At 58.9% G+C, this 22,096-nt stretch carries 17 protein-coding genes; 6 read left to right on the forward strand and 11 right to left on the reverse strand.

The features are described from left to right. Positions 1 to 19 precede the first annotated feature (19 nt). Positions 20 to 559 carry a hypothetical protein gene (locus PAN31117_RS11320; RefSeq protein ID WP_150738249.1) on the reverse strand — a complete coding sequence of 180 codons (540 nt, stop codon included), beginning with the start codon at positions 557 to 559 and terminating at the stop codon, positions 20 to 22. 14 nt (positions 560 to 573) lie between these two features. Next, positions 574 to 927 carry a hypothetical protein gene (locus PAN31117_RS11325; protein WP_150738250.1) on the reverse strand — a complete coding sequence of 118 codons (354 nt, stop codon included), beginning with the start codon at positions 925 to 927 and terminating at the stop codon, positions 574 to 576. Between the two features lie 301 nt (positions 928 to 1,228). On the opposite strand from PAN31117_RS11325, the gene PAN31117_RS11330 reads away from it, so the two are divergent. After that, positions 1,229 to 2,020 carry a DUF2076 domain-containing protein gene (locus tag PAN31117_RS11330; protein ID WP_150738251.1) on the forward strand — a complete coding sequence of 264 codons (792 nt, stop codon included), beginning with the start codon at positions 1,229 to 1,231 and terminating at the stop codon, positions 2,018 to 2,020. A 52-nt stretch (positions 2,021 to 2,072) separates the two neighbouring features. Here PAN31117_RS11330 and mnmE read toward each other — a convergent pair whose 3' ends face one another. The 5 genes from mnmE to rpmH form a co-directional block, all read right to left on the reverse strand. Beyond that, positions 2,073 to 3,467: a tRNA uridine-5-carboxymethylaminomethyl(34) synthesis GTPase MnmE gene (gene mnmE, locus PAN31117_RS11335; protein WP_150738252.1), complete on the reverse strand. Its 1,395-nt coding sequence runs from the start codon at positions 3,465 to 3,467 to the stop codon at positions 2,073 to 2,075. A 107-nt stretch (positions 3,468 to 3,574) separates the two neighbouring features. Further along, positions 3,575 to 5,227, reverse strand: coding sequence for a membrane protein insertase YidC (gene yidC, locus PAN31117_RS11340; protein WP_150738253.1), 1,653 nt, complete (start codon positions 5,225 to 5,227; stop codon positions 3,575 to 3,577). Positions 5,228 to 5,251: 24 nt separating this feature from the next. Continuing rightward, positions 5,252 to 5,608 (reverse strand): membrane protein insertion efficiency factor YidD, encoded by a 357-nt coding sequence (yidD, locus tag PAN31117_RS11345; RefSeq protein WP_084104123.1) that lies wholly within the window; start codon positions 5,606 to 5,608, stop codon positions 5,252 to 5,254. Between the two features lie 80 nt (positions 5,609 to 5,688). Further along, entirely contained in the window at positions 5,689 to 6,126 is a 438-nt protein-coding gene (gene rnpA, locus PAN31117_RS11350; protein ID WP_174555937.1) for a ribonuclease P protein component, read from the reverse strand. A 61-nt stretch (positions 6,127 to 6,187) separates the two neighbouring features. Then, positions 6,188 to 6,322 (reverse strand): 50S ribosomal protein L34, encoded by a 135-nt coding sequence (gene rpmH / locus PAN31117_RS11355; protein WP_010806664.1) that lies wholly within the window; start codon positions 6,320 to 6,322, stop codon positions 6,188 to 6,190. Between the two features lie 313 nt (positions 6,323 to 6,635). On the opposite strand from rpmH, the gene PAN31117_RS11360 reads away from it, so the two are divergent. The 5 genes from PAN31117_RS11360 (at position 6,636) to PAN31117_RS11380 (ending at position 14,860) form a co-directional block, all read left to right on the forward strand. Further along, complete coding sequence (locus tag PAN31117_RS11360; RefSeq protein ID WP_150738254.1) at positions 6,636 to 7,064, forward strand: hypothetical protein; 429 nt, start codon at positions 6,636 to 6,638, stop codon at positions 7,062 to 7,064. A gap of 75 nt (positions 7,065 to 7,139) precedes the next feature. After that, positions 7,140 to 8,684 carry a chromosomal replication initiator protein DnaA gene (gene dnaA, locus PAN31117_RS11365; protein ID WP_150738255.1) on the forward strand — a complete coding sequence of 515 codons (1,545 nt, stop codon included), beginning with the start codon at positions 7,140 to 7,142 and terminating at the stop codon, positions 8,682 to 8,684. Positions 8,685 to 8,924: 240 nt separating this feature from the next. Beyond that, a complete protein-coding gene (dnaN, locus tag PAN31117_RS11370) occupies positions 8,925 to 10,031 on the forward strand; it encodes a DNA polymerase III subunit beta (protein ID WP_046290265.1) in 1,107 nt (368 codons plus the stop codon). Positions 10,032 to 10,211: 180 nt separating this feature from the next. After that, a complete protein-coding gene (gene gyrB / locus PAN31117_RS11375) occupies positions 10,212 to 12,689 on the forward strand; it encodes a DNA topoisomerase (ATP-hydrolyzing) subunit B (protein WP_150738256.1) in 2,478 nt (825 codons plus the stop codon). Positions 12,690 to 13,231: 542 nt separating this feature from the next. Continuing rightward, positions 13,232 to 14,860 carry a type I restriction-modification system subunit M/S gene (locus PAN31117_RS11380; RefSeq protein ID WP_150738257.1) on the forward strand — a complete coding sequence of 543 codons (1,629 nt, stop codon included), beginning with the start codon at positions 13,232 to 13,234 and terminating at the stop codon, positions 14,858 to 14,860. 158 nt (positions 14,861 to 15,018) lie between these two features. Here the strand turns inward: PAN31117_RS11380 and PAN31117_RS11385 are convergent, their stop codons facing one another. The 4 genes from PAN31117_RS11385 to PAN31117_RS11400 all read right to left on the reverse strand — a co-directional run bounded on the left by PAN31117_RS11385 (position 15,019) and on the right by PAN31117_RS11400 (position 21,965). Further along, entirely contained in the window at positions 15,019 to 18,129 is a 3,111-nt protein-coding gene (locus PAN31117_RS11385) for a type I restriction endonuclease subunit R (protein ID WP_150738258.1), read from the reverse strand. Between the two features lie 33 nt (positions 18,130 to 18,162). Next, positions 18,163 to 19,482, reverse strand: coding sequence for a restriction endonuclease subunit S (locus PAN31117_RS11390; protein ID WP_150738259.1), 1,320 nt, complete (start codon positions 19,480 to 19,482; stop codon positions 18,163 to 18,165). Further along, positions 19,479 to 21,317 carry a type I restriction-modification system subunit M gene (locus PAN31117_RS11395; RefSeq protein WP_150738260.1) on the reverse strand — a complete coding sequence of 613 codons (1,839 nt, stop codon included), beginning with the start codon at positions 21,315 to 21,317 and terminating at the stop codon, positions 19,479 to 19,481. Before PAN31117_RS11395 ends, PAN31117_RS11390 begins: the two co-directional genes overlap by 4 nt. A gap of 375 nt (positions 21,318 to 21,692) precedes the next feature. After that, on the reverse strand, positions 21,693 to 21,965 hold the full coding sequence (locus PAN31117_RS11400; RefSeq protein WP_246189031.1) for a DUF6471 domain-containing protein: 273 nt from the start codon (positions 21,963 to 21,965) through the stop codon (positions 21,693 to 21,695). Between the last annotated feature and the right edge of the window lie 131 nt (positions 21,966 to 22,096).

A 22,096-nucleotide genomic window follows, 5' to 3' on the forward strand; every position in this document is an offset into this window, starting at 1 on the left:
TAGCTATTGTCGATAGGGGTCAGTAGCTGCCGGGCGGCGGCTTCCAGCCCGGGGGCGGAGGCGGCGGCGGTGCATAGCGCTGAATCGGTTGCGACGATACCATGTCGCCGCGCACGGGAACGCGATTGCCTGAGGCGTACATGCACTGAACGTAGGCCTGATCATAACGGCTTTGCGTCAGGTATGCAGACGACTGGGCACTGCCCGCACCGACGGCACCGCCCGCGAGCAGACCGGCCCCGGCACCGATGGCAGCACCCGATCCGCCGCCAATGGCGGCACCCGCTGCCGCGCCCAGCGCGGTGCCGAGCACGGCGCTACCGATGGCGCTGGTGTTGGCGGCGGTGGCGGTATCCACACCGCCGTTTTGTCCGGACGCGTATTGGCGGCAGTTGAAGTCGTCTTGCCGGAACTGATCGAACGACTTCCCGGTGCCGGGCAGAGCCATCATGCTGGGCCCGTTAGGGACCACGACGCAGCCTGCGAGCGTTGCTGCTGCGATAACAATGGCCACTGGGGCCGCAAGACGCTTCAGGCGGGGCTGCGAGTCGAATGACATTACGTGTCTCCCGATCAGTTCGATGCCGGTTGCGCGGGCACTTCTCGCCAACCGGACGGACACGTTTTCACGTAGGGATAGTAGGCGCCTGCCTTGTCGCAGTAGTACCAGGTGTCGCTATTCGCACCGGGCTGATCGTATTGCGCACCCGCTTGCGGTTGCTCGATGTACTGCTGCGGTTGGCTGGGAACGACGACGAGGGGCGGCGCGTAATACGGCGACGGTGCGGCGTACGGATAGGCGTAGGGGTATGGGTAATAGCCGGGACCGACCCAGACGCCCACGCGGCCATGCCAGGCGAAGGCGCTGCTGCTGGCCATGGCAGCGGCCACGGCGACGAAGCCGAGGACAACAGGAAGACGTTTCACGACACGGACCTCGAAGAACCCTGGAGCTGACGTCTCCGAGTCTAGGCCCCACGCCCCTGCGGAGCAATTACGATGGCTGTTAGAAGTGTTTCAAAGCATTACCTTTCGGGGGCGGGCGACGGTGCGGGAGAAGGCGTTGACGGTGTATCGAAGCGTGTACCGCGAGCGTGCAGCTACATGTGGTTACACGTGCGGTGATCGCGGGGAGAGGATCTTAAGATCCGCTTAAGCTTGGCTTCGCATACTGGGTTCGTCACTCGCACACCACTCGCATCGCAAGTGCCGCTCACAGAGGCCCATCATGAACCCGCAAGAAATGCAGACCCTTCAGAACTTTCTGACCCAACTCACGCAAGCGCAGGCAGGCGTCAAGGACGAGCAAGCCGAGGTGTTGATTGCCGACGCCGTGCGCCGTCAGCCGGACGCTGCTTACCTCCTCGTGCAGCGCGCGTTGCTGCTTGACCATGCGCTGGTCTCGGCGCGCGCGCAGATTGCGACGCTGCAATCGCAATTGCAGGCTGCGCAGGCGTCACAAGGTGCTCAGGGCGGCGCTCACGATTCGTTCCTTGGCGGAGGTAATGCGTGGGGGAATGGCGGGAATGCTGCGGGCGCAAGTGGCGCGGCGGGTTCGGCTGGCGTAGGTGGCTATAGCGGCGGCCCTGCGGCTGTGCAGGCGACGTATCCGGCACAGATGCAGGCACCGGCGCAGGTGCCGCCCCAACCTGCAGCACCGGCTCAACGCTCCGGATGGCTGAGCGACGGCGCACGCGGCACGCTCGGCAGCATCGCAACGACAGCCGCTGGCGTGGCGGGCGGCGCTTTCCTCTTCCAGGGCATCGAAAGCCTGTTCCACCGCAACGGCGGCGGCGGCTTCTTCGGTCAACCGGCGATGGGCGGATTGGGCAGCGGCATGATGCCCTCAGAGACGATCATCAACAACACGATCTATGAAGACGGAAACGGTATTAGCAGCGGTGGTGGAAATGGCAACGGAAGCGACAACTTCCTGGACACGTCGAACTCGGACTTCTCGAACATCGACGACGGCCTGATGGACACCGGCGACTACGACGACGATTCGAATTTCATCTGACGTATGAGGCAGCGAGCGTGGTTGGAGCGCTCGCTGCATCAATGTTGTGACGTCACTTCCCGATACAAAACCGGCTGAAAATCACCCCCAACAAATCGTCCGAAGTGAACTCGCCGGTAATCGTGCTGAGTTGTTCTTGCGCAAGACGCAATTCCTCGGCGAAGAGGTCGAGGGCACCGGCGTTCTGACGCGCGTGCGCGTCCGCCATCTCGACGTGCTCTCGCGCGGCGCGCAACGCCGACAGGTGACGCTCCCGCGCCAGGAACACACCTTCGTTGCCCGCCTGCCACCCTGCGATCTTCAGTAATTCGGCACGCAGGAAATCGATCCCCTGCCCGCCCTTCGCCGACAAGCGAACACCCAGCGGCGCGGCGCCTTCCTTCGGCAAGACCGTCGCCGGTTCGCCCGCCAGATCCGTCTTGTTGTACACACGCACGATGGGCACGTGCTTGGGCAATTGCGTCGCGATGACTTCGTCTTCCGGCGTCATCCCGGTGCGGGTGTCGAGCAGATGCAGCACAGCATCCGCTTTCGCGATTTCGCTCCAGCTGCGCGCGATGCCGATGCGCTCGACCTCGTCCTCGGTCTCCCGCAATCCTGCTGTGTCGATGATGTGCAGAGGAATGCCGTCGATCTGAATCGTCTGCTGCACTTTGTCGCGCGTGGTCCCGGCAATCGGCGTGACGATGGCCAGCTCAGCCCCAGCCAGTGCATTGAGTAACGACGACTTGCCCACGTTCGGCTGACCCGCCAGCACGACGTTGATCCCCTCGCGCAGCAACGCACCCTGCTTGGCCTGCGACAGCACCTGCGCCAACTGCGCGCGGATGCGTTCGAGTTGCCCGAAGGCGTCGGCGGCTTCCAGAAAATCGATCTCTTCTTCCGGGAAGTCGAGCGTCGCTTCCACCAGCATGCGCAGATGAATGACCAGATCCACCAGCGAATGAATTTCGCGCGAGAACGCACCGTCCAGCGACCGGCTCGCCGAGCGTGCCGCCGCCTCGGTGCTCGCCTCGATCAGGTCGGCCACCGCCTCGGCTTGCGCCAGATCGAGCTTGTCGTTCAGAAACGCGCGATGGGTGAACTCCCCCGGTTCCGCAAGACGCACGCCTAGCTCAGCCCCTTCGTCGATACAACGCTGCAACAGCAATTGCAGCACGATGGGGCCGCCGTGACCCTGCAGCTCCAGGACGTCCTCACCGGTGTACGAATTCGGACCGGGGAAGTACAACGCGATACCGCGATCGAGCGCGTCGCCCGCACCGTCCAGAAACGCCAGATACGACGCGTGCCGCGGCTTGAGCGGCTGACCGACCAGACGTGCGATGACGCGCTGCACCGCCTCGCCGCGATGCTTGCCGAAGGAGACGCGCACCACGCCGATACCGCCGCGTCCGGGGGCGGTGGCAATGGCGGCAATCGGAACGGTGGAGACGGTAGCGCTCATGGAACGATTCGCTGAAAAACGGTGGCTTATTTTGACATGCACCAAACAAAACCGCCCGCGAGAGACTCGCGGGCGGCTGTGTCAGTCAGACGGTCGGACGTGAATCGTCAGGCCGCCTTTTCCTTCTTTTTGGTACCGAGCATCCGGTTGATGGACCATTGCTGCGCGATCGACAACGTGTTGTTGACCACGTAGTACAGCACCAGACCCGACGGCAGGAAGAGGAACATGACCGAGAAAATCAGCGGCATGAACATCATCATCTTGGCCTGCATCGGATCCGGCGGCGTCGGGTTCAGCTTCGTCTGGATGAACATCGACACGGCCATCAGCACCGGCAGGATGTAATACGGATCCTGCGTCGAGAGGTCATGAATCCAGCCCAGCCACGGCGCGCCGCGCATTTCCACCGACGAGAGCAGCACCCAGTACAGCGCAATGAACACCGGAATCTGAATCACGATCGGGATACAGCCACCGAACGGATTGACCTTCTCGGTCTTGTACAGCTCCATGAGCGCCGCGTTCATCTTCTGCGGGTCGCTCTTGTAGCGCTCGCGCAGCGCTTGCATGCGCGGCGTGATTTCCTTCATGCGCGCCATCGACTTGTAGCTTGCTGCCGACAGCGGGAAGAACACCAGCTTGATGATCACGGTCACGGCGATGATCGCCCAACCCCAGTTGCCGATCAGCGCATGCAGCTTCGAGAGCAGCCAGAACAGCGGCTTGGCAAGGATCGTGAAGTAACCGTAGTCCTTCGTCAGCTCCAGGCCCGGCGCGATCTGCTCGAGCATGTGCTCTTCCTGCGGACCTGCGAACAGACGCGCATCGACCGTCTCGCTGCCATTCGCCGGAATAGCGGCGAGCGTTTGTCGCACGCCAACGCGGTACAGACCGTTGTCCAGCTTCTGGACGTAGTTCTTGCGCTCTGCGCCTTCCTTCGGAATCCAGGCCGTGGCGAAGTAATGCTGCACCATGCCGATCCAGCCATCGTTCGACTGCTTGACGTACTTCGCCTTGTCTTTGTCGATGTCGCTGAACGTGATCTTCTGGAATTTCTCGTCACTGCTGTAGACCGTCGGGCCCGTGAACGTGTGCGAGAACTTCGCGCCGCTGATTTCACGGCCGTCACGCACCAGTTCCATGTACAGCGTCGGCTTGATGGGGGCGTCAGTCTTGTTGACGATCGTGTTCGACACGTCGATCACATAGCTGCCGCGATGGAACGTGTAAGCACGCACCAACTGCAGACCGCCCTTGACCGGCGACTCGAACTTCACGGTCAGCGTGTCGCCCGTCATCGTGGTCGGACCCGGCACCATCGTGAAGATGTCGTTGTGGTTCGGGAAGTCGCCGTCGACCAGACCCGTGCGGGCGAAGTACTGATGGCTCGGGGTGTTGTCGAACAGCACGACGTGCTTGTCGGCCTCGTCGGCGTCCGGCCACTTCGTGAGCGCGAGGAACGACAGCGTGCCGCCCTGCGTGCTGATGTCGGCTTCGTAGACGTCGGTGTTGATGCGGACGTTCTGCGCGGTCGCAGCGGCGGGGGCATTACCCGGTGCATTGCTCGTCGCCGGGTTGGCGTTGGCAGCCTGCGGCAGGTCGTTGCCCGCTGTCTTGTTACCCGTGGCGGCCGGGGCGGAAGCTTCCGGCGTCGGGAAGAACAACGACGAATGGCCATTGGCGCGTTGCCAGTTGTCGAAAAGCATCACGACAGACAGCGCGAAAATGACCCAGAGTACGGTGCGTTTGATGTCCATGCGGTAACTCGTGGTGGACGAAACTCAGGAATGGCCCGGCGCGCGGCGCGTAACTGCCGATGCGGCCGCGGGCCCGGACGAGACCGTCTGCTTAGCTCGCGACGTGTCGCTTCCGGCGGCCTTGTCGGCGCCATCGGCGGGGGTGTCGGGAACGTTACAGACGTGTCGAGCCGGCGGTACGGGATCGAAACCGCCGGGATGAAACGGATGACAGCGACATAGACGCCGGGCCGCGAGATAAGTGCCGTAACCGGCACCGTGCTCGACGATGGCCTCGCGTGCGTAGTCCGAGCAGCTCGGATGAAAGCGGCAACGGTTCCCCAGCCAGGGACTGATCACCAGCTTGTAACCGCGCAGGAGCAACAACAGCACGCTTCGCATCTCGATTCCGCCTGTCAGTCCGGCCACAGGGTGGCCGGGTGGGCGGCGCATGCCCGGGGTCGGGCGCTACCGTGTGGGGACTAACTACCTTCCGTCTTGTCGTCGGACGCGCGGCGCTTGCGGGCAGCTTTCTCAGCTGCGTCGAAGAGCTGCGCGAACTCGGTCTGGCACAGTGTGTTCAACACTGGCGCAGCGGCCGCCGTATACGTCCCCTTGTCGAATCGCCGGGTCAGTCGCAGTACGAAGTCCCAGCCGGCCAGCGCCTCACGACGCTGACGGAACATCTCGCGAGCCTGACGTTTGATCAGATTGCGAGTGACCGCGCGCGGTGCATGCTTCTTACCGACGACAATGCCGATGCGGCCTTCATGAGGCGTGGCATCGGCAGGGGTGTCCGGCGCTTCTTCGCGCCAGCGCATATACAACACGAAGTGCGCGCTGCGACGCAGAGGGCGCAAACTAAAAACGGATGAAAACTCATCCGTTTTGAGAAGTCGCGCGGCTTTGGGAAACCCCAGTGCCGGGACTTCGCGCCTTGCGGATTTAACGCGCAAACCGCGGTACGACCGAGAACCGCGATTAGACGGCCAGGCGCTTACGGCCCTTGGCGCGACGAGCGGCGATGACCTTGCGGCCGCCACGGGTCTTCATGCGAACCAGGAAGCCATGGGTGCGCTTGCGGCGCGTCACGGAAGGCTGAAAAGTACGTTTCATGATGCACTCACTGTGTGAAAAAATTCCCGCGCAGCAGCATCGTAAAACGCCACAAGGACACCGTGAAAACCTGCAAATTCAAGGACTTTCACGCGCGGCCCAGCCGTCGGGAGTTGGATAGGAATCCGGTTATCTTTCTAACGAACCCGCTATTTAATCGGCTTTTCCGTTGTGTGTCAATAGGTTAGCCATCGCCCCGACGGCATCCGCACACGATCGGTGCCGTCGTTGTCGCGGAACCGCCAGCCCGTGGGGCTGTGGCTGTGGATAATGGCGGAAATTGTCCGATGCTTCACTTTTTACCGGTGGATAAATGGGAAATCGTGAAGATGTTCTGGCGGTCGCGGCAAATCGTCGCAATTGCCGGTCATTTGCGCAACCATCCCGCGAAGTCAGACGGGTTAACGCGGTGCGCCCGCCCGGAGATGCGCGTGCTGTGGGCATTCCTGTGGATAACTCGCTTTGCGGACGCTTTGGCGGTAAAATCCCCCATCAATTTTTTTCCCAGCAGAGTACCGGTGACGCCGCCATGTGGATAGCGCGCCGGGTTTTGTCGTCTGCGCGCGCCGGAGCGACCGGCAGCACGCGCGAGACCAAGCCCGAGCGCCGCGCCGTGGTTCGTCGCATGCCGGACGTCTGCAATGCGCCGCTGGTCCGACTCGATCCCGGCCGGTCACCCGTCCCCCAAGCGTTGGCGGACGGATTTCCGGCTTGGTTTGGCGCGTTCTGCCCCCATATCTGATGTAACGGATAGTGGACGGCAAGAGCGCCAGACGAAGCAGTCGGATGGGCCCCGCGCCACCTGGATACACGCTGCATGAACGACTTCTGGCAACACTGCGCGACCCGTCTCGAACAAGAGCTCACGCCTCAGCAGTTCCGTACCTGGATCAAACCGCTGGCACCGCTCGATTTCGACGAACAGGCGCGCACGCTCAAGATTGGCGCGCCCAACCGCTTCAAGCTGGATTGGGTGAAGAGCCAATTCTCCGGGCGCATCCAGAGTATGGCGTCGGACTATTGGAATGCCCCGATCGAAGTGACGTTCGTCCTCGATCCGAAGGCCGGTTTGCGGGTGCCCTCTTCCACGACGGTGACCCCGCCGTCGGCACCGAGTGCCGCGCCCGCCCCCGTACCCGCGACTGTGGCGCGGGCCAATCCGACGGCTGCCGCCGCCCACGCGGCCGTGGCCGGCGCGAACGGCAATCACGCGGCAGATGCCGCAGCGCTCGACGGCGAACGTCCCGATCTGGAAGCGAGCGAAGCCGAAGCCGTACGTCGCAACTGGCGCGTGACACCGCAGGAACCCGCACAAGTCGGCGAAGTCGAGTCGATCTACGAGCGCTCGAAGCTCAACCCGGTGCTGACCTTCGACAACTTCGTGACGGGTAAGTCGAACCAGCTCGCCCGCGCTGCCGCCATTCAGGTGGCGAATAACCCGGGGACTTCGTATAACCCGTTGTTCCTGTACGGTGGCGTCGGTCTGGGTAAGACCCACTTGATCCACGCCATCGGCAACCAATTGCTGGCCGAGAAGCAGAATCCGCGCATTCGTTACATCCACGCCGAGCAATACGTATCCGACGTGGTGAAGGCGTATCAGCGCAAGGCATTTGACGAATTTAAGCGCTATTACCATTCGCTCGATCTGCTGCTGATCGACGATATTCAGTTCTTCTCGGGCAAGAGCCGTACGCAGGAAGAATTCTTCTATGCGTTCGAGGCGCTGATCGCGAATCGTGCGCAGGTGATCATCACGAGCGACACGTATCCGAAGGAAATCACCGGCATCGACGACCGGCTGATTTCGCGCTTCGATTCGGGGCTGACGGTGGCCATCGAGCCGCCCGAACTCGAAATGCGCGTGGCGATTTTGATCAAGAAGGCGCAGGCCGAAGGCGTGGGATTGTCGGAGGACGTGGCGTTCTTCGTCGGTAAGCACCTGCGCTCGAACGTCCGTGAACTGGAAGGTGCGCTGCGCAAGATTCTGGCGTACTCGAAGTTCCACGGCCGTGAGATCACGATCGAGCTGACGAAGGAAGCGCTGAAGGATCTGTTGACGGTTCAGAATCGTCAGATTTCCGTCGAGAATATTCAGAAGACGGTCGCCGATTTTTACAATATCAAGGTCGCCGACATGTATTCGAAAAAGCGGCCTGCCAATATTGCACGGCCGCGGCAGATTGCCATGTATCTGGCGAAGGAACTGACGCAGAAGAGCTTGCCGGAAATCGGCGAACTGTTCGGTGGCCGCGACCATACGACGGTGCTGCACGCGGTACGCAAGATTGCGGAAGAGCGAGGCAAGGATGCGCAGCTCAATCACGAGTTGCACGTGCTGGAGCAGACGCTCAAGGGGTAACGGCCAGCGAAGGCGCAGGGGGACGGGCGGGGTTGCCTGCATCCCTGTGGATAAGCTGGGAGCGGTTTGGGGGAAACTGGTGTTTTCGGGCACAATAGCGGATCGGCGCACAATGCGTCCCTGGCTCGTCCACAGCGTTTTCCGCCCTGTTATCCCATCTGCAAGTGATTGATTGATAAGGGAATCTTCGGGTTTTCAGCAGAAACTGGCACCCGTTAACAGTTACTACGAAGGATAAATATGCAATTGGTCAAAACTCAACGAGACAATCTGCTGCGGCCGCTGCAAATTGTGAGTGGCATCGTCGAGCGTCGCCACACGTTGCCGATTCTGGCCAATTTGCTGATTCGCAAGCACGGACAGGACATTTCCTTCCTGTCGACCGACCTTGAGTTGCAGATCACCACGACCGCCGACTGCGGCGCCGGCGCCGATGATGTGGCGACGACCGTGGCTGCGCGCAAGCTGCTCGACATCCTGCGCAACATGCCGGACGCTGAAGTGGCGCTCTCGCTGTCGGATAAGCGTCTGACGGTGCAGGCGGGCAAGAGCCGTTTCCAGTTGCAGACGCTGGCGGCTGAAGATTTCCCGACGGTAGCCGAAGCCAATGACTACGCCGCGAGCTTCGCGCTTCCGCAGCGTGCGTTCCGCCAACTGTTGGGCATGGTGCATTTTGCGATGGCGCAGCAGGACATCCGTTACTACCTGAACGGTATGTTGCTGGTGGTCGAGGGCGAGAAGATCGAAGCGGTCGCGACGGACGGTCACCGTCTGGCGTACTGCAATACGACGATTGCCGGTGAGAAGTTTGCGCGTCAGGAAGTGATCATCCCGCGCAAGACGATTCTCGAGTTGCAGCGTTTGCTCGAAGACATCGACGATCCGGTGCAGATCGACGTGGCGCCGAGCCAGGTCAAGTTCCGTTTCGCGAACGTCGAGCTGGTGTCGAAGCTGGTCGAGGGCAAATTCCCCGACTTCAACCGGGTGATCCCGAAGGGTTACAACAAGAGCTTCGTGATCAGCCGTGAAGAGCTGCATCGTTCGCTGCAACGTGCGGCGATCGTCACGTCGGACAAGTTCAAGGGTGTGCGTTTTCTGGTGAGCGAAAACCAGTTGAAGATCAGCGCGAACAACACCGAAAACGAAGAAGCGCAGGAAGAGATCGAGATCGATTACACGGGCGAGTCGGTGGACATCGGCTTTAACGTGACGTATCTGCTCGACGTGCTGTCGAACCTGAAGGTCGAGCAAGTGAAGGTGAGCCTCGGCGATGCCAATTCGAGCGCACTGATCACCCTGCCGGACAACGACGAATTCAAATACGTCGTCATGCCGATGCGCATTTGAGCGGATATTCCGCCATACGCGCCGTCACACATGCGCGAAGGGGCCGAGCGCCCCTTTGGCGTTTCTAGAGAATTATCCTTTTGCGGGATAAGCGGCCTTCGGAGCGCCAAAAGCGTGCTGGGGGTGGCAGGTCATGAAGCAGTAATTCGTCAGCAATGACGCAGTAACCGGAAGATTGTCATGAGCGAACAGCAAAAGCAGGCCGAAAACGGCTACGGCGCAGCCTCCATCCAGATCCTCGAAGGTCTGGAGGCTGTACGCAAGCGTCCCGGCATGTACATTGGCGACACGTCGGACGGCACGGGCCTGCATCACCTGGTTTTCGAGGTGTTGGACAACTCGATCGACGAGGCATTGGCGGGTTACTGCGACGACATTCATGTCGTCATTCACGCCGACAACTCCATTTCCGTGACGGACAACGGTCGCGGCATTCCCACGGGCATCAAGTTCGACGACAAGCACGAGCCGAAGCGTAGCGCGGCGGAAATCGTGATGACGGAACTGCACGCGGGCGGCAAGTTCGACCAGAACAGCTACAAGGTGTCGGGTGGTCTGCACGGCGTGGGCGTGTCGTGCGTGAACGCGCTGTCGACCTATCTGAAGCTCACCGTGCGTCGCGACGGCAAGAAGCACTTCATGGAGTTCCATCGGGGCGTCCCGCAGAACCGCGAACTTGAAGTGGTCGACGGCGTTGAGACGTCGCCGCTGAAGTTGCTGGGCGACACCGACAAGCGTGGTACGGAAGTGCACTTCCTGGCCGACGAAACGATCTTCGGCAAGGTCGAGTTCCACTACGACATTCTCGCCAAGCGCATGCGCGAGCTGTCCTTCCTGAACAACGGCGTTCGTATTCGTCTGACGGATCAGCGCACGGGCAAGGAAGACGATTTCGCCTTTGGTGGCGGCGTGAAGGGTTTCGTCGAGTACATCAACAAGTCGAAGACGGTGCTGCACCCGACCGTGTTCCACGTGATGGGCGAGCGCGACGGTATCGGCGTGGAAGTCGCCATGCAGTGGAACGACAGCTACAACGAAACGGTGCTGTGCTTCACGAACAACATTCCGCAGCGTGACGGTGGTTCGCACTTGACGGGTCTGCGTGCGGCGATGACGCGCGTGATCAACAAGTACATCGCCGAGAGCGAAATCGCCAAGAAGGCGAAGGTCGAGACGACGGGCGACGACATGCGCGAGGGTCTGACCTGCGTGTTGTCGGTGAAGGTACCGGAGCCGAAGTTCTCGTCGCAGACGAAGGACAAGCTGGTGTCGTCGGAAGTGCGTGCGCCGGTGGAAGAGTATGTGGCGAAGGCGCTTGAGGACTTCCTGCAAGAGACGCCGAACGACGCGAAGATCATTTGCACGAAGATCGTGGAAGCGGCGCGTGCGCGCGACGCGGCACGTAAGGCACGTGAAATGACGCGTCGTAAGGGCGTGCTCGACGGCGTGGGTCTGCCGGGCAAGCTGGCGGACTGCCAGGAGAAGGATCCGGCGCTGTGCGAAATCTACGTGGTCGAGGGCGACTCGGCAGGTGGTTCCGCGAAGCAGGGTCGCGACCGTAAGTTCCAGGCGATTCTGCCGCTGCGCGGCAAGGTGCTGAACGTTGAGAAGGCGCGCTTCGACAAGCTGATTTCGAGCGAGCAGATCGTGACGCTGATCACGGCACTGGGCTGCGGTATCGGCAAGGACGATTACAACATCGACAAGCTGCGTTACCACCGCATCATCATCATGACCGATGCTGACGTGGACGGCGCGCACATCCGCACGTTGTTGCTGACGTTCCTGTACCGTCAGGTGCCGGAGCTGATCGAGCGTGGTTACGTGTATATCGCGCAGCCGCCGCTGTACAAGGTCAAGCACAACAAGGACGAGCGTTACATCAAGGACGAGAGCGAGCTGGCGCAGTACATGCTGAAGCTGGCGCTGAACAATGCCGAGCTGACGCCGTCGACGGGCGCTGCCCCGATCTCGGGCGACGCGCTGGGCGAGCTGACGCGCAGCTATCAGCTGTCGGACGGCGTGATCGAGCGTCTGAGCCGCTTGTACGAGCCGTCGGTACTGACGGCCGTGACCGAAGGCGTCGAGATCAATCTGGACACTGAGGAAGCGGCGGCGAAGTCGGCGAAGGCACTGGAAGCTGCGCTCAGCAATGACCCGCTGGCCCCGGAGATCACGATCACGGCGGTGACGGAAGAAGTCGAGAACGCCGACCCGGTGGTCTCGCTGCGCGTGGACCGTCGTCATCACGGCAACGTGAAGGTGACTGTGATCGATCCGGATTTCTTGCAGACGGCGGATTACGCGCAACTGCAAAAGACGGCGGAAACGTTCAAGGGCTTGATCGGCGAAGGTGCAACGATCAAGCGCGGCGAGCGCTCGCAACCGGTGACGAACTTCAAGTCGGCGATGAAGTGGCTGATGGCGGACGCCGAGAGCAAGCTCTCCAAGCAACGCTATAAGGGCCTGGGCGAGATGAACGCGGAACAGCTGTGGGAAACCACGATGGACCCGACGGTGCGCCGCCTGCTGCGTGTGCAGATCGAAGACGCGATTGCTGCGGATGGCATCTTCACAACGTTGATGGGTGATGATGTCGAACCGCGTCGCGCGTTTATCGAAAGCAACGCGCTGCGCGCCGGGAATATTGACGTTTGATGATGTCTGTAGCTAGACGCATAACCTGAGAAAAAGGGACCTATAAGTTGAGAAACTTATGGGTCCTTTTTGTTGATAGATGAGGTCAGTCCCGGAGTTCCACCCGGCAGAACTAACCCAGATTGCGCAGGCGTCGGAAGCTGTTCAACACCGAACACTCGTCTAGCAACGGCCGCGTCATGCAGCAACGCCGTACCGAACCCGTTGCTACCCCATGGTAATTGTGGGTTGGCAACCACATCCCTTCTGACCTTGAGAAATGGTCAAAACGATACGAGTTGGTAGAACAATGTTGCACACACCATTAATTTCATGTCATGATTTGTGTGCCAGCCATTTTCACAGACCGACATGAATAAGCCTTCCAAAATCGACCGCGGCATTCACCGGCAATACCGCCGGCCAATCCTGGTAGTCATAGCGGCGCTGTTCACTTTGAATCCGGCGAGTCTCCCGCCAGTGAAGCTGGACATTCACGTTACGGTTGACAGTCGGCCGCAGACATCGGGGGGAAGTTCGGAAAATGAGGGTGGGCGGAAGTAATGGACATGATTAATCCTTTTCGAGATTTGGTCTCGACCTTAAGCAGTCAGGGCGTGCCAGATGCATATCGCACAGCGCTGTCCCTGCTGGCCGAAACGCAAGATGGCGACTTTTCACGGTCGAGCCAATTTTCTTTGACAGAGGCCTACTGTGCGCAGACGCTCGAAGCTACGAAAGCCAATCTTGTCGAAGTTCTTGATTGGATTTCGCTTTCCGACACGGCAAGGAGGCGGGGGGAGGCGATGCTTACCCCCGACATTGCACAGCTCTTGGCGCACCTCGCAATTGAAGGCAAACATTCGCGTGCAATTGTTCTGCAGGACCCGCTTTGCCTTGTAGCGGCGAGGCTGGCAAGTGCCGGTGTACACGTGGAACAGTTTTGCCCAGGCTTTGAGGTTCCGAAACTGTGCGCTGTAATTGCAAACGCGCCTGCCTGGTCTGTCGTCGAACCGGGGGAGGATGATTCGCAGCCTCATGAGCGTGTGCCGACACCGGGCGCTGAAGACGGCGTTCTAATTGCGGCCCTCCCGCTCATTCCTGGCGTTTCCGGTGGAGCTCACGCAAAGCAGTTGCCATACGCCGCCAGTGACGATTTGGAAGTCACGATGCGTCGCTACGGAGCCGCCGTTGCGCGATTTATCGTGCTCGTTCCAAGCTCTATGCTCTATCGAACTGGCAAGGCCGCAGAGTTCCGCCGAGACCTACTGAACCAAGGACTCGTTGAAGCGGTTCTTGAGCTTCCCAATGGAACAACTCCGCTCGCGACGCACCAGTACTCCATCTTGGTACTCCGCTCACCTCGGAGTCGCGCCGTAGGAGAATCGGTTTTCGTCATGAATCTGCCTGAGCGAGAAGCCCCAGCCACGCGTGGTCGCGGCCGGCGGGTGGAAGTCGAGTCTGGTAGTGCGGTGACGGCACGGATAATTGACAGATGTGCTGATGGCCTGGACACGAGTCGTCTAATTACTTACGGACAGATTCTGGATACGGGCTCTCTTTTGCCCCGGATGTTGCTCGGCGAAGTTGGAGCGGATGCATGCAACGACAAGGGGCGAGTGGCGCTGCGTGACGTTGCGCGCATTCTTCGCCCCACTGCGTTGCCTGTAGGAACGAGCAGACCGCGCGTTGCAGTGACCACTGAAGGCATCATCCGAGCGTTCCCCTATGTTCGGTACGTTGAACTAATGGACGACGAGCACGCGCCCGCTAAGGCACATGAGGTCGTAATTCACCTTGAAGCTGGAGACATCATTATTGTCGCAAAAGGCACAGTGGGCGAAGTGGGATTAGTCGAGTGGTCGACGAACGAACCAATACTCTTGCCAAATTCCTGCCTCGTCCTGCGAGCAAATCGCGTGGCTGATGCAAATGCGCTTTATCTCTATTTCAAGAGCCCAGCGGGCATTGAGCGGCTTCGGTCAATTGTGACGGGTAGTACGGTACGTAACATCCGAATTTCCGACCTCGGTGGTCTTGCTGTACCAAGCGTCTCCGCCCAGGCCCGTGAGCTCGCCGAAAGCACACTCAAAAACATAAATGAAAAGACAGCCCACATCCAACAATTGGACGAGGAGCGGGCACAATTGCTAGAGAAATCTCTGGAGGAAATAGCAAAACTAGATAGCTAAAGCAATTTCGGCGTGACATGAAATCAAGCGGGCACACAGCAGAACCGGTCGGCTTGTCGCCGTCATGCCAACAATTCTCAGATGCGATGCCTGAGTGCGCGGCGCTCCACTGATGGTGAATGGCCACTCACTCGGCATGTATGACCGTTCACGTCGCGTCACGGTGCGGGCCGGTCAGCGCGTCGTTCTCGAAGCGTCTCGTACAGCTGTGCGGGACCAAGTAACACATCCTTGATGCCATCCTGAATCCTCTGCGACCCGAGTGCCTGGGTGCTCATCTTGGTATGTGCATCGAACGCGTCAATAATGGCGTCCGTAATAGCTCTCACCAGGTCGGGAGAATTCGAGAACTGCTCCTTGCTGTTGCTGGCCGCCTGCTGGGCTAACATTTCGTTCTCAAGCAGCTTGCCCTTGATGACGCCGTTGACGTAGACCAACTGGTCGTCATCGGTCAATTCACCGACGAACAGCCCGTTCACCTTCTGAATAATTTCGTCAAGCAGGGCCTTGTCCTTATCCTGGACAGAGCCCGTACCGACCCCGTCCATCGCAGGCAACTTCGGTGTTTCGCCCTGCTTCAGGTCGAGTGCACGTTTGCCGGAATTGCGTAGGCTATGATGGGTCAGCACGACCTTCGACAGGTCCACGGTATCGCGCTCGCGTCCGAACTCCAATAGCGGAATCAAACGCTTGTAAAACAGGAAACGCTTCTCGATGTCCGTATTGCCGTAGTCGAAAATCTGAGACAAGAAGGCGTACAGGCGAACGAATACGCTCATGTCACCCTTGAACAGTACCAAGGCATCAAGCGAGTCTTTGGCTGCCTGCTCAGCATCGGCGTTTTTCTGCGCAATCGCCGCGGCACGAGTCTGTTGGGCGGCCTTGTACTTCGTCAGCAGGCGTTGGGCCACGGGTGCAATGGCGGCACTGAGCTGTTGTTGAGTACCCTGCGGGTCGAGTTCGACCTTTGCCACCCGGTCCACTTCAAAGTCGTCGTAATGGCCACTGGCGTCCAGCTTGGAGCGCAGGTCATAGACCAGATGCGGGTCGGTTTTCGCTTCCAGCTCGGCCGTCTTGTAGTACGTCTTGAACGCCTTCAGAATTTCGTCAGCATCGTTGACGAAATCGAGGATGTATGTGGTGTCTTTGCCCGGATGCGCTCGGTTTAGGCGCGACAGTGTCTGGACAGCCTGGATGCCGCCCAGCATCTTGTCCACGTACATGCCACATAGCAGAGGCTGGTCGAATCCCGTCTGGAATTTATTGGCAACCAGAAGCAGTTGGTACTCCGGCTTGGCAAACACTTCCCGAATACCGCGGCCATTCAGGCCCGGGTTCAAGTCTTTGCTTGTTTCGGTGACCGGAGTCGGATAGCTTTCTGGGTCGTCGATTTCACCGGAGAATGCGACCAGGACGCCGAGCGGGTAGTTCTGCTGCTGGATATAGGCCCTAATGGCCTTCTGCCAGCGGACCGCTTCCTTACGGCTTGCGACCACGACCATCGCCTTCGCTTTGCCGTTTAGCAGCGGCTGGACGTTTTCGCGGTAGTGCTCGACGATAATCCGGACCTTCTGGCTGATGTTGTACGGATGGAGCCGAACCCACTGCATGATGCCTTTCATGGCCTCACTACGCTCGACCGCCTTCTCGTCGTATTCCTTGCCGTCGTTCGCCAGCTTGAACGCGAGCTTATAGGTCGTGTAGTTCTTCAGCACGTCGAGAATAAAGCCTTCCTCGATGGCCTGTTGCATGCTGTACACGTGGAACGGTTCGGGAAGGCCATCGGAGTCCGGCCGGCCGAATAGCTCCAGCGTCTTCGGCTTGGGCGTCGCGGTGAACGCAACGTAGGTCAGCCCCGAACTGCCCGTCCGCCCAGCCATCTGTGCCGCGAGCAGCGCTTCAGTATCAATTTCGCCACCGTCCTGCAGCTCCGCCCATTCTTCGGCGGACAAAAGCTGCTTGAGCTTGGCGGCAGCATCGCCTGTCTGCGAGCTGTGTGCTTCGTCGGCAATCACAGCAAAGCGCTTACCTTCGGTGGCGGCCAACAGCTGCACGGCTTTTAATGCGTGAGGGAACGTTTGGATGGTGCAAACAATGATTTTCTTGCCACCCTTCAGCGCTTGTGAGAGCAGTACGCTTTTGCTGCCATTCTCGTTGGTAATGGCTTCGACTACGCCAGTCGTGCGCGAGAAATCGAAAATCGCTTCTTGCAACTGGGCGTCGAGCACGGTGCGGTCTGACACGACGAGTACGCTCTCGAACAGTTTTCTGTTCTCGGCATCGTGCAGGTCGGCTAGAAAGTGTGCGGTCCACGCAATCGAGTTCGTTTTGCCGGAGCCGGCCGAGTGTTGAATCAAGTAGCGCTGCCCGGGACCATTCTGCAGAACGTCTGCAACCAGCTGTCGGGTGGCGTCGAGCTGATGGTAGCGAGGGAAGATAACGCTCTTCGGTTGTTTCTTGTCATCGCGCGTGACGATGAGATAGCGGCCGAGGATTTCGAGCCAGCTCTCCCGCCGCCACACTTCTTCCCACAGGTAGGCTGTTGCATAGCCATTGGGATTCGGCACGTTGCCGGCGGCGCCCTTGTTGCCGCGGTTGAATGGCAGAAAGTACGTGCTCGTGCCTTCTAACCTCGTCGTCATCTGCACTTCGCTCTGGCTGACGGCAAAATGCACCAGCGCGCCGCCGGGGAATCCGAGCAGAGGCTCAATGAGACCGCCCTTCGGATATGGATTGCGGTCGAAGCGGTATTGGTCGACTGCATCTTGGACGCTTTGCGTGAAGTCAGACTTCAGTTCAACCGTCGCGACCGGGATGCCGTTGGCAAATAGCACGAGGTCGATGGCGTCGTGCGGATTATTCAGGGAGTGACGCACCTGCCGCACGACGCGCAGTCTGTTGGCGGCGTAGAGCTTCTGGATTTCCGGATTCAGGCCTAGTGCAGGCTTGAACTGGATGAGCAAGAGAGGCTGCTTCAGGCCAAGCATCTCGACACCGCGGCGCAACACATCGAGCGTGCCACGCTCGTTCATGTTCTTGCGGATGCGCTCGGTCAGCACTGTGGCTAGCGTCGAGCCATGATTCTTGGTCAGAGTCTGCCACGCATCTGGCTGCGTAAATTCAATCCATGCGAGCAGGTCGGGGACGTAGAGTGCACTGGCCCGGTCGTAATTCGGTGTTGCATCACTTCGCTCATGCAGCCAGCCGTGCTGCATCAGATGTTCACAGATGGCTGTCTCGAAATGATGTTCCTGGTGCAGGTTGCTCATGCTATCCCCGAGGCTGCTTCGTTCTTGTCTGTTTCAGGCTGCGGCCGCCAGGGCCGATGAGTGCTCGCGGACGTCGATTTTGCCGGTGATGGCAGCAGAAATCAGGGCGCTGCGACGTTCCTTTAGCAGGTCGATAGCTAGTGCGGCCTCTGCTTTGATGCCGTCTAACCTCGTAACTTCTTGCGCAACGAACTCTGCAATGTCAGCTTGCTCATCAAGTGGCGGGATTGGCATTTGCATCGAAGTCCACGCATCCATGCGCAAGGCTTTTGTCCCGTGCCCGGCTTCATCAAGTCGCTGCAACGATTCGCCTTCGGAACCCCTCAATAGCAAAGCAAGGAACGGAGCAGATAAATTCTTGCGAGGAATGACGGCCTTCAGGTCTTGGTTAATTGCCATAGCCGCTAAGGTTTCTACTACTGGAAACGTGCGAGCCAGTATCATCCCTCTAACAACGACTAATATTGCCCCTGCGGGAACAAGCGCCGCAGCGCCAGCTTCCACTGCGTATTTGGTTATGTGGTCTGCCGTGTCCGATAGCTTTTCAACTTTGAGGTCCTTTGCTGACGCCCAGGGAACGTCGCCATCCCAATAGTCGAGATTATCTTTACTCGGCGTGCCACCGCTTCTCAGGGTTACTAGGTATTTGAGCGGAATCACTTCCCAGTGCTTTGGCACCATCCCCAACCATTGCGCGCCCGAATCTTTCATCGGCACGTCTCTATTGAGACCACGCGTAACGGCATGCAAGATGGTCGCCTGACGCTTTTCAGCAAGCAATTCGAGGAGCTTTTCCTGCTCGGCAATCAGGGCATCAATTTTTCTGGTTTCGGCGTAGAGGAATACTGCAAGCGCTTCCAATTCGGCGTCGCTCCCAGGTAGGGCAATCCGAATTTTTGCCACGTCAAATGACGATAGGTGTTTTACGGTCGTCGAATACGTTATTTCGTTTATAGCTTTCAGTGGCGTCGGCAACGCATGTTCAAGAATCGTTGAAAGCGATGAGCAAGGGGTCCGAACGCAGCACATCCGTTGATTGAGAAGGGCCGGTTCTCTTCCAAACCATCGACCGACTTCAAAGTCGCCGTCCATACCGACTAATACGTCGGCAGACGTGACCTCTGCCGAGGCAACATATTCACCTGAGTAACGAATCGCACTTTCCGCGCAGTTCAAATCTCGGATCCTCAGAAGGGGAAAATCGCCTGATGGCTCAAAATTTTTCGAGTCAAAAGGATACCCATTCATAATTTCGGCTATATCTTTCAGGCGAAAGACGTCCCAATGGGCAGGTATCTCGCCAAGCCATTCCACGTGGCTGGACTTGTATTGTGTGTACTTTCGAAAGCTCATTCCGCCAACTCCTCGAGCATCTTCATGATATTGGCCGACACAGCCTTCAGCTCTTCATCAATGGTGTGCAGGTCGCGCGGAGGCTCGAAGACATAAAAATGCCGGTTAAACGGGATTTCGTAGCCGACCTTGCTCTTTTCCTCGTCAATCCAGGCATCCGGCGCATGCGGAAGCACCACGCGCTCAAAGTACATTGCGATGTCCTCGGAAAGTGGCACGTTTTCGGTATCGCGTAACGCACTGTAGGCCTGCGGCTTTCCTTTCTGTTTGCCTTTTACGCCGAGCACAATCTCGCCGTTTTCATCACGCAGCGGCCGCTCGACCGTGATGGTCGTGTACCCGAAATCCTCGTTCTTGAAAATTCGCGATATCGGTGCGAGCTTGACTGTCTCACTGGCCTTGACCTCGGGAACCTGCTCACCCTCCGGCACAACATGACGCGCGACTTCTCTGCCACTCGTATCGAACACAGTCGCGAGCTGCGCTTCCACAAAACCGCCGAACAGACGGGTCACGTCTGCAATCTGCGCGTCCGACATCTCCTTGCGTTTGCTGCCGAGCGACTTGCGCATCTTCTGCCAGAAGCTTGAAGCGTCGATTAGCTGCACTTTTCCTTTGCGCGCTGTCGACTTCTTGTTCGACAGAATCCACACATAGGTAGCGATGCCCGTGTTGTAGAACATATCGGTCGGCAGACCTACGATGGCTTCGACCAGGTCATTTTCCAGCACGTAACGTCGGATTTCGCTCTCGCCCGAACCGGCGCCGCCCGTAAACAACGGTGAGCCGTTCAGCACGATGCCGAAACGGCAACCACCATCAACAGCGAGTCGCATCTTCGAGATGAGGTGCAGCAGGAACAGCATCGAACCATCCGAAACCCGCGGCAGGCCAGGACCGAAGCGGCCATCGAAGCCCTTGTCCTCGTGCTCCTTGCGCACGGCCTTTTCAACCTTCTTCCATTCGACGCCGAACGGTGGGTTCGAAAGCATGTAGTCAAACTTGCGCGCAGCATGGCCATCGTCGGACAGAGTATTGCCGGCCATGATATTGCCGACGTCCTGCCCCTTGATGAGCATGTCGGCCTTGCAGATGGCGTACGACTCGTCATTGAGCTCCTGGCCGAACATGTTCAGGCGCGCGGCAGGATTGTGCTCGAGCAGGAACTCGCCCGCGACGGAAAGCATGCCACCGGTACCCGCAGTTGGGTCATAGATTGTGCGCACGACCGCGTTCCCGGGCTGAAGCACCTCGTCGTCCTCGATGAACAGCAAGTTCACCATCAGGCGAATCACTTCACGTGGCGTGAAATGCTCCCCAGCCGTCTCGTTCGAGATTTCCGCAAACTTGCGGATGAGTTCCTCAAAGACCAGCCCCATCTGCGTGTTATCCACAGCCTCTGGATGCAGGTCGATGTTCGCGAATTTCTCGACTACGAGATACAGCAGGTCAGCCCTGGCGAGCCGTTCAATCTGCGCATGAAATTCAAAGCGCTCAAAGATGTCCTTTGCATCGGGCGAGAACGCCCCGACATAGTCATACAGGTTCTTGCGGATGTTGTCCTGGTCGCCAAGCAGTTTCACTAAGTCGAGTGGAGACGTGTTGTATACCGCCTGCTCGGTAATCCGACGCAAGAAAGGGTCGGGATTCAGCCCGCTTTTACTGATGGACGCGACTTCGGTAAGGACCTTTGACTTCGTGGCCTCAAGCACGCAGTCGAGGCGACGAAGGATTGTGAACGGCAGGATGACTTTGCCGTATTCAGACTGCTTGTAGTCGCCACGCAGCAAGTCGGCGACCGACCAGATAAATGAAGAAAGGGCCTGATGATTCATTGGTATCCGTGGGTGCAGCAGAAATTCGTATATCGCTCATTGCGCAATGAGCTGGGGCAGACCGATTTTACCTGCGGTGCTTTGATTGGCCCCAATTGCTGATGGTGTTGGGCCAGCCTGCCAGGAAGCACCTCTAGGCAACGCGCTTCCAACTTGAAGATTCCGGCGGCATTGCCTATGTTAGTAAATCCAGTCCGGCGCAATACCGGTACGCAGTACCAAGCATGAACGAGCTTTTTTCGACGCGTTGGCCTCCCGACAGGTCAGGCCCTCTATTTATGAGAGGGTATGGCGGAGTCGGCGATGGAAAAGGTCTTTCGGTGTGCAAATCGGGCGAAGTGGATAGTCAGTCGCCTAATTCGTAACGTTCTGTGCCTAATTGCTCTGAAAAAGCGTGATAGTCGTCACGCCCATGGCGCGCAAGCAAGCAATCAAAAACGCCGCCGAGAAGCGTTTGCGATTGATTTTGCGGTTTATCTGGTCCGGCGACTCATAGACGCCTTGGGTCTCCAACATTCGCGAGAGCTGCTTATAGCGAATGCGGCGGCGCAACATCTCTTCCTCAATCAATCCCTTCGCTTCTTCTTCCCACTTCCCGTATGGCGCGGCCGACCGCCGACCAAGCTTGAGTGGCAGCTCTTCCATCATTTCCCTTCGGCCTCGTTCGAGTGCCCGCTTTTCTGGAGTTGCGATTCTCTCATGAGAATTTTCGGTCGTATACGACCGGCATGGGGTTCGGCAGCACTACACGTTCTCAGTAGGCCATTTTTTTGCGAGAA

Origin of the sequence: Pandoraea anapnoica, from assembly GCF_902459765.1 — a bacterium.
Taxonomy (GTDB): domain Bacteria; phylum Pseudomonadota; class Gammaproteobacteria; order Burkholderiales; family Burkholderiaceae; genus Pandoraea; species Pandoraea anapnoica.